We start from the raw sequence: 14506 nt of genomic DNA on the forward strand, positions 1-14506 counted from the left end.
TTCTCTATCAACGGTTCTCTCGGATCGGCTGCCGAAAAGGAACCGAAATGCTTCGTTTTCTACTAGTTCTATACTTTTACTTGTGTGATTCGATATATTTTACAACGTCACCCACTGTTGTGATCTGCTCCAGATCTTCAGATGGGATCTCTACTTCAAAAGCTTCCTCAAATGCCATTACCATCTCAAAAAGATCCAGGGAATCTGCTCCAAGATCCTCTTTGAAAGATGTTGTCTCACTTAATGTGCTTTCCTCTACGTTTAATGACTCTGCTACGATTTCTTTTACTTTTTCTAACATGATTTTGTTTTCCTTTCTTGAATTTACCATTCCATCAGGCATCCTGCCCATGTAAGTCCTGCCCCGAATCCGGCAAGTATAATTTTCTGACCTCTTTTCAGCTTTCCATCCCGATTCATTTCATTTAAAAGGATTGGAACTGACGCCGCCGACGTATTCGCATATTCACCAAGATTCATTGGGAACTTCTCAATTTCTACGCCAACCCTCTTTGCAGCCGCTTCAATGATTCTTCTGTTTGCCTGATGCAAAACAAAGTAATCCACATCTTCTCTTGAAACATCTGCTTTTTTCAACATTTCTTCGATGATTTCCGGTACTTTTCTCACAGCGAACTTAAAAACTGCCTGTCCATCCATCCGAATTACCGGCGTTTCTTCTGTTCCATATTGTAAGGTCAATGCCTCTCCTTTGTCTCCTGCCGAATGTGCCATGGCCGCATAGACGGCTTCCGCACTTTCACTTTCTTCTCCCCGGAGAACCACTGCACCTGCACCGTCTCCGAATAAAATGCAAGTTCCTCGGTCTTTCCAGTCTACAATTCTGCTCATCTTCTCTGCACCGATCACCAGTGCAGTCTTAACAAGACCCGAACGGATATAAGACTGCGCCGTATTCAACGCAAGAATAAATCCCGAACAGGCTGCATTCAGATCGTATCCCCATGCATGAACTGCACCGATTGCTTTCTGCACTTCACAGGAAGTATTCGGAAATACTGTTTCTGAAGAAGACGTCGCTACAAGGATCAGGTCAATCTCTTCTGCTTTCAGCCCGCTGTCTGCAAGAGCTTCTTCTGCTGCTTTTGCAGCCATAAAAGATACCGTCTCCTGTTTTGCGAGATGTCGGCTTTGAATTCCTGTGCGTTCCCGGATCCATTCATCACTTGTGTCGACCAGAGAGGACAATTCCACGTTGTCCATTCGATGGGACGGTATGTACGATCCTGTCCCGCATATTCTTCCTATCATATCTCTTCTCCAACTCTGTCAAAATAATTGTCACTCTTCACAGTATGATTCTTTCCAGATCTGAACCATAATTGTTTTGACCTTTAAATACTTTGACTATCAAAGTATATCATAAATAAAATAGATGTCAAGATAATTTTTAGACAGATTTTCTCTTTTTGTCTATTAGTTACTGTTCGCACGATGTTACTGTTCACTCCCGTGTGAACAGCAATGCATATTTTATTTGAATCTGTCTTTTCTGCGCAGTATAATAAAATAAACGTAACTGTTCAGAAAGGAAATTTGTCATGAAATACAAGAATATTGTTTTTGACTTTGGAAATGTCATCGGACGTTTTGATGGAAAAGCGATCCTCTCAGAATTCTGCCCATATGAAGAAGAACTGGATTATTTATCCGAAATCGTTTATAAACGCTGGGCAGAACTTGACGCCGGCACACTTGATTATGATAGTTACATAAATGAAGTCATCGATCAGGTTCCGGAACATTTGAAGGACTGCATCCGCCGGTTTGCAAAAGAATGGCCACGCTGCACTACTTTACTTCCGGATACCATTACATTTATCCATGAATTAAAAGAGCGCAATATACCAATCTATCTGCTGTCTAATGCTCCAACCTATTTTGCAGAATACTATGAAGGAAGTGAACTTCTTTCTCAGTTTGACGGAATCTTATTTTCCGGACCGATCAGACTTGCAAAGCCGTCTCCTGAAATCTACAGTCATTTTCTCAGGAAATTTGATTTAAAGGCAGAAGAATGTTTCTTTATTGATGATCTTGAGCCAAACATCAATGCAGCAAAAGAAGCCGGAATGGGTGGACTTGTATTTACTGGCGATATCAATGAAGTAAAAAAAGCAATTGGTTTCTGATCCAATTGCTTTTTCTATTCGCTCCTGCCTCAATCCTTTATCGATTGAACGCTTTGAATTCTCTCTGTACTTCACGCTTCTGATCTTTCTTTGCGATCGTCTCACGCTTGTCATATAATTTCTTACCTTTGGCAAGTCCAATCTCAATCTTTACAAGACTTCCGCTGAAATAAACCTGCAGCGGAACAACTGTAATTCCCTGTTCTTTCATCTTACCAAATATTTTCAGTATCTCCTTCTTATGAAGAAGCAGCTTTCTCACACGAAGCGGATCTTTGTTAAAGATATTCCCCTTCTCATAAGGACTGATATGCATACCATAGATATACATCTCCCCGTCTTCCACACGGATAAATGCTTCTTTAATACTACACTTTCCCATACGAAGAGACTTTACTTCTGTGCCATGCAGCACAAGTCCTGCTTCGTATTTCTCAAGAATAAAATAATCATGATATGCTTTTTTATTATTCGCAATAAGTTTTTTCTCTGTCTTTGCCATCTGATTCCAACCTCTAACTCATCTATTTTAACCGCACTCCTGCAAGTATTATGCCAGCTCGAAATTAATCGTTCGGAGCAGCTTATCTGCATCACTTACGCGGACACGCACCTTTTCACCAAGTTTATATGTCTTTCCTGTATGCTCTCCGACCATTTCATATGTCTGCTCTATAAAATTATAATGATCGTCCCGCAGATCCACAACATGAACAAGACCTTCCACTGTATTCGGAAGTTCTACATAGATTCCCCATTTTGTAACACCGGAAATGACACCTTCGTACTCTTCTCCAATATGCATGCGCATATACTCTGCTTTTTTCATCTTCACAACTTCACGTTCTGTCTCTTCTGCCAGTCGTTCTCTGTCACTACACTGCTTCGCTACTTCCGGGAGGATCTTGTCATAATGTTCTATACGATTCTCATTCAATCGTCCGCGCAGGTTCTCCTTAATGATTCTGTGAATCTGGAGATCCGGATAACGGCGGATCGGAGAAGTGAAATGTGTATAATACTTCGCTGCCAGTCCAAAGTGTCCTGTATTATCTGTTGTGTATTTTGCCTGGCACATGGAGCGTAATGTAAGTCTGCTAATCAGAGCTTCTTCCGGGGTTCCTTCCACCTGACTAAGAAGTTTCTGAATCTCCTTTGGCTTTACTTCATCATGCACATGAATATGATAACCGAAATTATTGATAAATGTACTCAGTTTCTTTATCTTCTCTTCATCTGGAACTTCATGCGTTCTGTAGAGAAATGGAACCTCTCTCCAAAAATATTCTTCTGCCACTGTCTCATTGGCAAGAAGCATAAAATCTTCGATGATCTTCGTTGCACTGTTTCTCTCATAAGGTTTGATATTAATTGGTTTCCCCTTCTCATCCAATTCAATCTTTGTCTCTGGAAAATCAAAATCAATCGAACCTCTCTTGCCACGACGTTCTCTGAGAATCGTTGAAAGTTCCTGCATCTTCTGAATCATCGGAACAAAATCCTTATCTTCTTCCAGTGCTTCCGGTTCTTCTGCCAGCACCTTAGATACACCTGTATAACTCATACGCTTGTCTACCCGGATCACAGTCTCCGCGATCTGATGATTGATCACCTCGCCCTTTGGAGACACTGTCATAATACAGGATAATGCCAGACGGTCTTCCCCTGCATTCAGAGAACAGATGCCATTCGACAACACATGCGGCAGCATCGGTATGACACGGTCAGCAAGATAAACACTCGTCCCACGCTTCAGTGCTTCTCGATCCAGAGCACTTTTCTCCTGTACATAATTGGTAACATCCGCAATATGAACTCCCAGCTGATAATTCTCATCCTTCATTGTCAGAGAAACCGCATCATCCAGATCCTTCGCATCTTCACCGTCGATCGTAACCATCTGCCAGTCACGTAAATCCAATCTTCCTGCACAATCTGCTTCTGATACATCTTTTCCAACACGAACCGCCTGATTCAATACCTTCTCCGGAAATTCTGTAGGAAGATCATAATCCTTTACAATAGATAAAATATCTGCTCCCGGATCATTCACATGACCGATGATCTCAACAATCTTTCCTTCCGGCTTAGCATGTTCCTGTCCATAAGATGTCAGTTCTACCACAACCTTATGACCGTCCATGGCACCCATCTCTTTTCCGGCCGGAATATAAATATCTTTCAGATATCTCTGATTATCCGGACGTACAAATCCAAAACTCTTACTCTTCTCATACAATCCGACAATCTTCTTCACCTGATGCGACACGATTCTTACGATTTTTCCTTCTTTTCTCTTACCGCCCGGCGCACCTGTGATAATACATTCCACTTCATCTCCCTGGAATGCACCGTTCACATTCTCTCCCGGAATAAAGATATCCTCATCTTCACCCTCTAGCATAACAAATCCAAATCCACGGATATTCGCCTGGAAGGTTCCTGTGATACGCTTCGTCTGCCCTTTACTGTATTTTCCTCTTTTAGAAAGTGTAATCTTTCCTTCTTCAACGAGCGCATCCAACACTTCCTGAAGCTCTCTTCTCTGTTCTTTCGATACCTGAAGAACCGTCGCAATCTCTTTGACTTTCATTGGGATATAAAAATCATCACAAATAAAGTCATAAATCACTTTTTTTCTCTTTTCAAATGTCTGATCCATTCCGTTTCCTTTCATCGTTACTGTTCACACGATGTGCGACCAGCAACGCATCTCGCCATTTTAAATCGCCTTTGGCGATGGGGCGAGATGCATTCAAGTCAAAACTTGCATCCTCCGTGTCAATCAGCGGAGTGATTGACACGGGAGTGAACAGTAACCTTTCATCACTACTTAAAGTAAAAAAAGACATTCTATAGTCTTATTATAGAATGTCTTATACTTACTTCATCATCTGTTATTAATTAAAAACCTTAAGGTTCAGTACTACTGCAAGCACCAGGAAAAGGATAGCAAGAAACTTTGTAGACTTTACAAGTGCACCTTCCATAGAACGTCCCTTGTTCTGTCCCCAATAAGTATCCGCCATACCGCCAATTGTTCCCAATCCGGCTGACTTTCCTTCCTGCAAAAGAATAATCGCTGATAATGCGATACAGTCTATAACAAAGATAATGTATAAAACAATCTTCAAAATGTCCATCTTCTATGACCTCCTACACACTAAGGTAACAGCACACTTATTAAACCATAAAAATATAGCTTCTAAAATCTTCTCATGCCATTACATGAATCTTAATTATTCTATCACAAGTAAGGTTGATTTGCAAGTATTAAAAGATTCCAAATATCTTCTCACGGAATGAAACATATAGGGAATCATAATCTGTATACTGAATCTTACTGTTCTTAAACTTTTCTCCCCATCTGCTGCAGAGATGATCTGCGATCAGTTTTGCATCGTCATGCTCTGTCAAAAGAATTGCCGGAAATACATAATAGATCATAAAGAAGTTCAGATCTGTCTGAATTGCACTGTCTATTTTTCCTTTTTTCGGAGAAACATATGCATCATAAACCTTATCTGTAAAGTCTACTGCAAGCTCTTTGGCTGCCGTCTCTTTATCAGAAGCATTCTCCGTATATTCTGTCATCTCACGGAAATAATGTCCATGATTCTCTATAAAAGCCTCCATATTTACTTTATAAGAAGCCTTCTTCAACTTTTTCATCATCGGCTTCATATCTGCAAATATTTTTTCTACATGATCAAGCATATTGTTCCTCCATTACGTTAAAAAATGTGACTAGTCTGTTACAACACCCTTCTGAAGCATTACATTCGCATAAAGTGCTGATTCACCTGTTGCAATGATTGCATAAGCTGTCTTAGCTTCATCATAGAATGCAAAACGCTCAATGTTTCCAACAACAGCATCACCTCTGTCATCATATTTACGGATAATCTCTTTATATGTATCCCAGATTGGTGTCTCCACTGTATCTCCAGGCATAACTTCCATAAGATTTACCGGATGCTCCACATAGCTGTCCAGAGGAAACACCTGAAGAATCGCATCAAGAATCTCCGGTACTCCGTGTCCGTCGCAACGGATCACAATCGCGTCTTTTCCCATTGATTCAGCCGGAAAGTTTCCATCAGAGATGACCAGTCTGTCACTGTGTCCCATCTCAGCAAGTACTTTCAACAGTTCTGGTGATAAAATTTTTGGAATTCCTTTTAACATATTATCTTCCTCCTTGATATAATAACATATTATTTTAAAAAAGGAACCGGGAATTTCCCGATTCCTTTCTTTTCACTTTAATAATTCAGCTTCTCTTTACAGATATGAATTAGTCATACAGGTTTGGAGAGATATCCTCATCATCCATGTTTGTAGAATCATACCAGTAACCATCTGTTGTAACGTCTTCTACAGACTCACCATCACAGATCTTAGCAAGAGTCTCGATGGAGATTTTACCCTGCATCAGAGGAGACTGTGTAACAGCACCAAGTAATGTACCATCTTTAACAGCGGCTTTGATAACTGATCCAGCATCGAATCCAGCTGCAACGATCTTATCATCATCTGTTCCAAGTTTGTTCAGGTTCTGGTTAGCTGTGAGAACACCCTCTGCAGATACCTGGTTTGATCCGAACATAGCGATTGTATCGTCTTTGTTCATGATGTTAGAAGCCTCTGTAGCACACAGCTCAACTGTTGTCTGTGCCGGAACTGCAACTTCGAGAACTACGTCAGCAGATGCCTGATCGCCATTGTCTTTTACCTGGTTTACATAGAAGTCATTTCCTACAACTGCTACTGTCTTTCCATCAGCTTTAGCAAGCTCGATGAACTTGTTGATGAATCCCATACCACGCTCAGAAATGTTAGCAGATGTTGCATCCTGGTTAACTTCACCAACACGAACCTGTCCGTTTCCGATTCTGTCTTTGATTGCTTCATAAATATGCTCTGCTGCGATTCCACCAGCCTGCTCGTTGTCTGTTACAACTGTTGCGTATACAGATCCTTCTGGAGCGTCCGGAACACCTGAGTCGAAACATACAACCGGAATCTTCTTGTCAAGTGCTGACTGCAGTGAATCAAGAACTGAGTTCTGGTCACAAGCTGCAAGAGCGATTCCGTCTGGATTTTTGTTGATTGCGTTGTTCAGCATGTTAACCTGGTCAGCGATATCGGACTCTGCGTTCGGTCCTGTTGTGTTAGCTGTAACACCGAGCTCATCACAAGCCTGATTGATTCCCTGTACAGCTGCCTGCCAGTATGAAGACTGGAAGCTCTTTACAACAACTTCGAAATGATATCCCTTGGAATCTCCTGATCCATCTGTCTTAGTGTCGCCATCTGCTTTCTTAGTGTCATCTGCCTTGGATCCACATCCTGCGAGCATTCCAACTACCATACATCCACCAAGTAAAACTGCTAAAACTTTCTTTTTCATAATTATGTCCTCCTGACAAAATAAATTTGTGACTGCTTGTCTGAGTTTTCTTCCAGTTTTCCTCTCCCTAATGCCAGGCCTCTCTGGCAGAGCCTCTTTCGTGCATTTCTTAAATCGCTCTGCAGAAGTAGTTTGCCCAGGCTTCTTTGTCCGAAAACTCTTTATACAGTCTGTTTCGTTTAGCTTCTATAGTAACAGCTTTCTTTTTCACGCTTTTTTTCAGCATGTTTCCCCGCCGCTATCTATCCGCACACATTAATAATATAACACATTACCAATGGTTTTGCAATTAATTATTGCTTTTTCGTGATTTTTCACAAATTCTAAATTTAAGTGAAAAAAATTACTCTTTTCCTGCTTTTCTCTTAAGAATATCAACAAGTACGGCTGCGATCAGGACAAATCCTGTAATGATCTGCTGCCAGTTAGCTGTCAGTCCGATGAATGGAAGACCAGTCTTCAGAAGACAGATAACGAATACACCAAACAGTGTTCCTGTGATGCTTCCTACACCACCTGTCATGGATACACCACCGATGATTGCTCCACCGATAGCCTCAAGCTCGAATCCAGCACCACTTCCTGGCTGAACTGTAGCGAAGATAGCGGAGTATGCGATAGAAGCAAGTCCTGCGAAGAATCCACAGATTACATATGCTGCAATATGATAGAATCTTACATTAACTCCGGAAAGTCTTGTTGCTTCTTTGTTACTTCCGATTGCAAGTGTATAACGTCCAATTCTTGTATGATTCAGTACAAATGTCATAACAACAACCAGAAGAATTACCCATAAGAAACCGATCGGGATATTCTGTCCGCCAGACTGAATCTTGAAGATACTTCTGAACCATCCACCCGGTGCTGCTGCTGCCGGCCATGAGATTCCGAATCCACCTACGATAATGGAACCAAGTCCACGAGTAATCATACAAGTACAAAGTGTTGCCAGGAATGCCGGCAGGTCCATGATTGCTACCAGTACACCATTCAGAACACCAATCAGCATTCCAAGAATAATTGCTGCAAGGATACCAACGATTGTAGGCATTCCTTTGTGAACGATCAGATATCCACCAACGAGTGAATAACATACAAGTCCAGTACCGATTGACAGGTCAACACCACCTGTCATCAGTGGAAAGGCTACTCCAATTGCCATCAGGACAATATAATAGGAGAAGTCCAGAATGTTAATAAATGTTGTATATTTTCTGAAGTTCGGGCTCATTGCACAGAAGAAGATAAACAGTGCAATAACAACGAGCAGGACGATGAATTTCTGTCCTCCCATTCTGTCAATAAATGACTTATTAGAGCCGGCCTTCTTTGTTGTATTATTTGCCATTACTTTTTCCCTCCCTACTCAATCTCACGTGTAGCCATGTTCATGATATTTTCCTGTGTAGCTTCGGAAATATCCAGCTCACCTGTCTTCTTACCTTCGCACATAACAACGATTCTGTCACTCATACGAAGGATCTCTGTCATCTCGGAGGAAATCATAATAATGGCTTTTCCTTCTGCTGCCAGCTGATTCATCAGCTTGTAAATCTCATTCTTAGCTCCAACGTCGATACCTCTTGTAGGCTCATCGAAGATAAGGATGTCACAGTCTCTTGTCAGCCATTTTGCAATAACGACTTTCTGCTGGTTACCACCTGACAGATTAACTACCAGCTGATCTGTACCAGGAGTCTTTGTTGCAAGCTGCTCAACATATTCCTGAGCAATCTTGTTCTCTTTCTTCTTATCGATAAAAGGACCACTCATGAACTTTTCAAGTGTTGCCATTGTTGTATTCTCAGCAACTGATTTCTGTACAACAATACCATATCTCTTTCTGTCCTCTGACAGATAACCGATACCGCACTTAACAGCATCCTGTGGGCTCTTGATTGTAACCTTCTTACCGTTGATATAAATATCACCGCTGTCGATCGGGTCAGCTCCAAAGAGTGCTCTGGCTGTCTCTGTACGTCCAGCTCCCATCAGTCCGGAGAATCCAAGGATCTCACCTTTGTGAAGTTCGAAGCTTACATCCTGTACCATCTTACCAGCGTTCAGGTGATCAACTTTAAGAACTACCGGTGCTCCCGGAGGTGTCATATTCTTCTCCTTCGGATCTTCGTAAATAACACGTCCAACCATCATGTTGATGATGTCGTCTTTTGTACTTTCTTTTGTGATCAATGTTCCAACATAAGTACCATCTCTCATGACTGTAACACGGTCTGTGATCACTTTAATCTCATCCATACGGTGGGAGATATAAACAATTCCCATTCCCTGACTTCTCAGGTCACGGATGATCTTGAACAACTGCTCGATCTCTGTCTCTGTCAGAGCTGCTGATGGCTCGTCAAAGATGATGATCTTTGCATCATGTGAAATAGCTTTTGCGATCTCACACATCTGCTGCTTACCTACTGTAAGTTTTGACATTGTCTCTCTCGGATCAATATCAACGTTCATTCTGTCGAACAGTTTCTGTGCTTCTTCGTTCATCTTCTTGTCATCAATCTTGATACCCTTCTTGAACTCTCTTCCGATGAAGATGTTCTGAGCAACTGTCAGATGACCAAGCATGTTCAGCTCCTGGTGTACGATGATAACACCGTTATCCTGTGCTTCACGTGCGCTGTGGAACTCTACTTCTTTTCCTTCATATGTAATTGTTCCAGAATCTTTTGTATAAATACCTGTAAGAACTTTCATCAGAGTAGATTTACCGGCACCGTTCTCTCCCATAAGAGCAAGAACTTCGCCTTTTCTGATCTCAAGATCTACATGGTCAAGTGCGTGAACACCTGGGAAAGATTTATCAATCCCTTTCATTTCCAATATAACTTCGCCCATTTTATTACCCTTGCCTTTCTTTCAATCAAACATTTCGTTCATCATTCATAAAGCTGATCTCTTAATATAGAAGAGAAATTAGTTCTTTCTGCGTCTTGCAAGTACGTCACTGAATACTGCGACGATAACAATAACACCTGTAATGATAAGCTGATAATCTTTTGTAAAGCCAAGAGCCAGAATTCCTTCCTGAAGAAGAGCGATGATAAATACACCAATGATTGTACCGCTGATGGATGCAAGTCCACCTGCCATGGATGTACCACCCATTACACATCCGGCGATTGCTTCGTTGTTGTACTGATCTCCATAACCAGGCTGTACTGTTGTATATGCAGATACATAGAAGATAGCGCCCATTCCAACGAGAACTCCACAGATAATGAATGCAAGCATTTCCCATTTCTTAACATCTACACCTGAAAGTCTAACAGCTTCTTTGTTACTACCAAGGCAAAGGATGTAACGTCCGATTCTTGTCTTGTTCAGGATAATCGCACAGACAACTGCAACTACCAGAAGAATAACAAGTCCAACCGGGACCCCGTTATATCTTACAAGATTTCTGAACCATCCGTTGTCCGGATCTGCTGCCTGCGGCCAGCTGACTGACTGTGTCTTTGTGTAAACTGACGCAAGACCTTTTGCAATATTCATACTTGCCATTGAAGTGATGAATGAAGGTACTGACCAGTAAGCTACCAGGTATCCATTAAAGAGACCAAAAGCAAATCCCACAAGGATACTGATCAGGATTGCAACCGGCATGGAAATTCCATGTGTTGTCAGTGTATAACCTGAGATAAGTGCACAACAGAACATAACCGGTCCAATAGAGAAGTCGATCTGTCCTGTAGCAATTACAAATGTAACACCCAGTGATAAAAATCCAAGGAAATAAGCATAATTGAGTGCGCTCATGATTCGGTTCATTCCTGCGAAGCTTCCTCCGGTCAGTGCACAGAAAAGTCCGTACATCAGAAGAAGGACACAGCACAAAACAATTCTGTTAAATCCTACCTTTTTTACAAAAGGATTTTGTTTAATTTTTTCCAATTTTCTTCCTCCCATCTTTTACTTTGCTGGTGTTGACTGGATTGTCGATTAACTCTTACGATACCCCCATTCCTCTTAACCTCAGCGTAACGGTTCGCTTTCAAAGCTTTAAGATTTTTTGTTTTTCAAAGTGTGTTTTCGATTTCCCCGCACACCTTTGATACATGAATAAATTATAGCTTTGTTTCCACGTTTTGTCAAGATTCCCCACCGTTTTTAGGGCGAAACGGTTCGTTTTTGTTTGTTTTCACTATATTTTTATCCATTTTCACAACAAAACCCACGCTTTTCTGTGCATTTTGCTTATGCACTATCCAAGGTCTCGTATTGAGTCTCCCTCTCTTACAGAGGTACTGAAACTAATTTTTACCGGCATACCGTTTTGCTCTCCATTTACTCGCTCCAGGAGCATAGCTACAGCCTTCTCGCACATCGTTTCCATTGGCTGGACAATCAGCCATAATTTAGGGCGCAGCACCTGGGTCATCGGAAGATTATCCACTCCGATGAGCGAGACATCTTGCGGACAGGAGAGTCCTGATTCGTTCAATGCCATAATTCCACCAAGCATGGTGTTATAGTTTCCTAAGATCACACCGGTCGGACGGTCTTCAAGCTCCAAAAGTTCTTTCATTCCTCTGTACCCATGTTCAAAAGAATGCCCTCCCAGCTTACAGTATTCCTTTGGAATCTCCAGTCCTGCCTGGTTCATCGCATCAGAATATCCTTTCACACGTTCCCTTCCGGTATATTCAATATTAGAGGCAATCACAGCTATTTTCTTGTGATGGTTCTCAATTAATTTATTCGTTGCACGATAGATTGCTGTCCGGTTATCAACCTCAACGCAATCATATTCTTCATCCTGGAATGATCTGTCAACCAGAACAACCGGAACATTTGCTTTTTTCGCAGCATGAAGAAACTTTCCATGCATACCTACAGCAAATACCAATATTCCATCTACTTTCCTGCTAAGAAGAAACTGCAGATTTTCTTTCTGTAGCTTCTCGTCATTGCAGGAATCACAGATCAACATTCCATATCCCTTTTTATGAAGTTCCATTCCCAGATAATGCAGCATACTTCCTACAAAAAGACACTGTATATCATAAACCAGAACTCCAATCGTCTTTGTCTTGTGGGTAACAAGCCCTCTTGCGAGCTCGTTCACTTCATAATGCAGTTCGTTGATTGCCTCCTCAATCAAGATACGATTTTCCGGCAATACATTACCGCCATTCAAATACTTCGATATCGTTGCAAGGGACAATCCTGTCCTTTTCTTGATATCGCGAATAGTAGCAGCCATAATCTTCTCCTCCCAGACCAATTAGCGAACCGTTATGCATTTTGCCCAACTCAACTGCTTATTCCATTAAATCATACAGCAGATTGACAGTCAAGTGTTTCTGAAGAATTCTTTTTTATTACGTTGCCAGCCATAATGTTACTGTTCACACGATGTGCGACTGGCAACCCATTCCCCCTTAGTTCAAAGCACTATACTAAAATTTTCTTAAATCTCTCGTATGCTTCGTCCCATGCTTCTTTGTCCTGTGGCTCGTAGATCTTGATGTCCTGAGAACGTTTGATAATTTCTCTTGCTTCTTCGATAGATTTGATATCTCCGGAAGCCATGAGCTGCAGTGCAATATTTCCGAGAACAGTCGCCTCGATCGGACCTGCACTTACTCTGCATCCACATGCATTTGCTGTGAACTGGCAAAGAAGAGCACTCTGTGTTCCACCGCCTACCATGTAGACTGTCTTATAATCTTTACCTGTACACTCTTTAATCTCTTCCATCGCATGACGATATTTCATTGCAAGACTCTGGTTGATGCAACGAACAACTTCTCCGACTGTTTCCGGAACAGGCTGTCCTGTCTTCTTGCAGAATTCACGGATTCTTGTCGGAATATCTCCGGCAGGTGTGAATTCCGGTGCATCCGGATCAATAAAGCTCTGAAGTGCCGGAGCTTCTTTTGCCATAATCTCAAGCTCGCCAAATCCGTACTCATTTCCTTCGCGGATCCACTGACGACGGCTTTCCTGAATACACCACAATCCAATGATATTCTTAAGGAAGGAAATCTTTCTTCCATATCCACCTTCATTCGTGATGTTGTAATGCTCAGATTTCTCATTGATAATAGGTTCTGCAAGCTCTGTTCCAAGCAGTGACCATGTTCCACAACTCAGGAAGATAAAATCTTCTTCTGATGTTGGTACAGATACAAGTGCGCTCTGCGTATCATGTCCCGCAACAGCCATAACATCAATCTTATCCAGACCAAGCTCTGTACAGATTTCATCTGTAAGAGTGCCGATCTTTGTACCTGTAGGTACGATTTCCGGGAAAATATGTTTCGGAATTCCCAGTGCTTCGATCACTTCGTCTGACCACTCACCCTTTTTCGCATCAAGAAGCTGTGTTGTAGAAGCGATAGAATACTCAGCTTTTTTCTCCCCTGTAAGGAAGTAGTTGAAAAGGTCTGGCATCAAAATCATCTTGTCAGCTTTCTCAAGAAGCTCTTTTCTTGTCTTTACAAGAGAAAGGAGCTGGAATGCTGTATTGAGATCCATGAACTGATTTCCTGTGATCTGGTAGAATTTCTCTTTATCGATCAGTTTGAAACTTTCTTCGATCATTCCTTCTGTACGTGCATCACGGTAATGTACAGGGTTCTCAAGAAGTCTTCCTTCCTCGTCGATCAGTCCAAAATCAACTCCCCATGTGTCGATACCGATACTTTCGATCTTTCCACATTTCTTTGCTTTGATCAGACCCTGTTTGATCTCAAAAAATAATCTCAGTACATCCCAGTACATTGATCCATTCAAAATAACCGGATCGTTAGAAAAACGGTGAAGTTCTTCAATGCTGATCTTGTCACCATCAAAAGTTCCGCACATTGCTCTTCCGCCTGAAGCACCAAAGTCAAATGCTAATACTTTTTTCTCCATAATCTTCCTCTTTTCTTAATACTCTTTTAGTCGGTATTAAAGCGGGGGCCCTGCA

At 41.6% G+C, this 14506-nt stretch carries 14 protein-coding genes; 1 reads left to right on the top strand and 13 read right to left on the bottom strand.

The annotated features are described in order from the left end of the window. Positions 1-76 precede the first annotated feature (76 nt). Positions 77-301 (bottom strand): acyl carrier protein, encoded by a 225-nt coding sequence (locus LI162_RS01235; RefSeq protein WP_081016846.1) that lies wholly within the window; start codon positions 299-301, stop codon positions 77-79. Between the two features lie 23 nt (positions 302-324). Then, positions 325-1272 carry a beta-ketoacyl-ACP synthase III gene (locus LI162_RS01240; protein ID WP_055146219.1) on the bottom strand — a complete coding sequence of 316 codons (948 nt, stop codon included), beginning with the start codon at positions 1270-1272 and terminating at the stop codon, positions 325-327. A 290-nt stretch (positions 1273-1562) separates the two neighbouring features. Here LI162_RS01240 and LI162_RS01245 point away from each other — a divergent pair, with 290 nt between their 5' ends. Further along, complete coding sequence (locus tag LI162_RS01245) at positions 1563-2153, top strand: HAD family hydrolase (protein ID WP_215639957.1); 591 nt, start codon at positions 1563-1565, stop codon at positions 2151-2153. Positions 2154-2190: 37 nt separating this feature from the next. Here LI162_RS01245 and smpB read toward each other — a convergent pair whose 3' ends face one another. The 11 genes from smpB to LI162_RS01300 form a co-directional block, all read right to left on the bottom strand. Then, positions 2191-2655, bottom strand: coding sequence for an SsrA-binding protein SmpB (gene smpB / locus LI162_RS01250; RefSeq protein WP_118177703.1), 465 nt, complete (start codon positions 2653-2655; stop codon positions 2191-2193). A gap of 48 nt (positions 2656-2703) precedes the next feature. Then, positions 2704-4815, bottom strand: coding sequence for a ribonuclease R (gene rnr, locus LI162_RS01255; RefSeq protein ID WP_227155577.1), 2112 nt, complete (start codon positions 4813-4815; stop codon positions 2704-2706). Positions 4816-5053: 238 nt separating this feature from the next. Then, positions 5054-5296: a preprotein translocase subunit SecG gene (gene secG / locus LI162_RS01260; RefSeq protein ID WP_015528355.1), complete on the bottom strand. Its 243-nt coding sequence runs from the start codon at positions 5294-5296 to the stop codon at positions 5054-5056. Between the two features lie 130 nt (positions 5297-5426). Next, positions 5427-5870, bottom strand: coding sequence for a hypothetical protein (locus LI162_RS01265; protein WP_015528356.1), 444 nt, complete (start codon positions 5868-5870; stop codon positions 5427-5429). A 30-nt stretch (positions 5871-5900) separates the two neighbouring features. Further along, on the bottom strand, positions 5901-6341 hold the full coding sequence (locus tag LI162_RS01270; RefSeq protein WP_020436394.1) for an RbsD/FucU family protein: 441 nt from the start codon (positions 6339-6341) through the stop codon (positions 5901-5903). 109 nt (positions 6342-6450) lie between these two features. Next, on the bottom strand, positions 6451-7566 hold the full coding sequence (locus tag LI162_RS01275; RefSeq protein ID WP_015528358.1) for a substrate-binding domain-containing protein: 1116 nt from the start codon (positions 7564-7566) through the stop codon (positions 6451-6453). A 343-nt stretch (positions 7567-7909) separates the two neighbouring features. Then, positions 7910-8914 carry an ABC transporter permease gene (locus tag LI162_RS01280; RefSeq protein WP_015528359.1) on the bottom strand — a complete coding sequence of 335 codons (1005 nt, stop codon included), beginning with the start codon at positions 8912-8914 and terminating at the stop codon, positions 7910-7912. A 14-nt stretch (positions 8915-8928) separates the two neighbouring features. Next, positions 8929-10425 (bottom strand): sugar ABC transporter ATP-binding protein, encoded by a 1497-nt coding sequence (locus LI162_RS01285; RefSeq protein WP_227155526.1) that lies wholly within the window; start codon positions 10423-10425, stop codon positions 8929-8931. Between the two features lie 78 nt (positions 10426-10503). Next, positions 10504-11481: an ABC transporter permease gene (locus LI162_RS01290; protein WP_227155528.1), complete on the bottom strand. Its 978-nt coding sequence runs from the start codon at positions 11479-11481 to the stop codon at positions 10504-10506. Positions 11482-11791: 310 nt separating this feature from the next. Further along, positions 11792-12793 carry a LacI family DNA-binding transcriptional regulator gene (locus tag LI162_RS01295; protein ID WP_015528361.1) on the bottom strand — a complete coding sequence of 334 codons (1002 nt, stop codon included), beginning with the start codon at positions 12791-12793 and terminating at the stop codon, positions 11792-11794. Between the two features lie 191 nt (positions 12794-12984). Continuing rightward, the gene (locus LI162_RS01300; protein ID WP_334290420.1) at positions 12985-14454 is read right to left on the bottom strand and encodes a rhamnulokinase; all 1470 of its coding nucleotides are present in this window, start codon (positions 14452-14454) and stop codon (positions 12985-12987) included. Positions 14455-14506: the final 52 nt, after the last annotated feature.

It is taken from the genome of Mediterraneibacter sp. 210702-DFI.3.120 (genome assembly GCF_020561005.1).
Taxonomy (GTDB): Bacteria; Bacillota; Clostridia; order Lachnospirales; family Lachnospiraceae; genus Mediterraneibacter; species Mediterraneibacter faecis.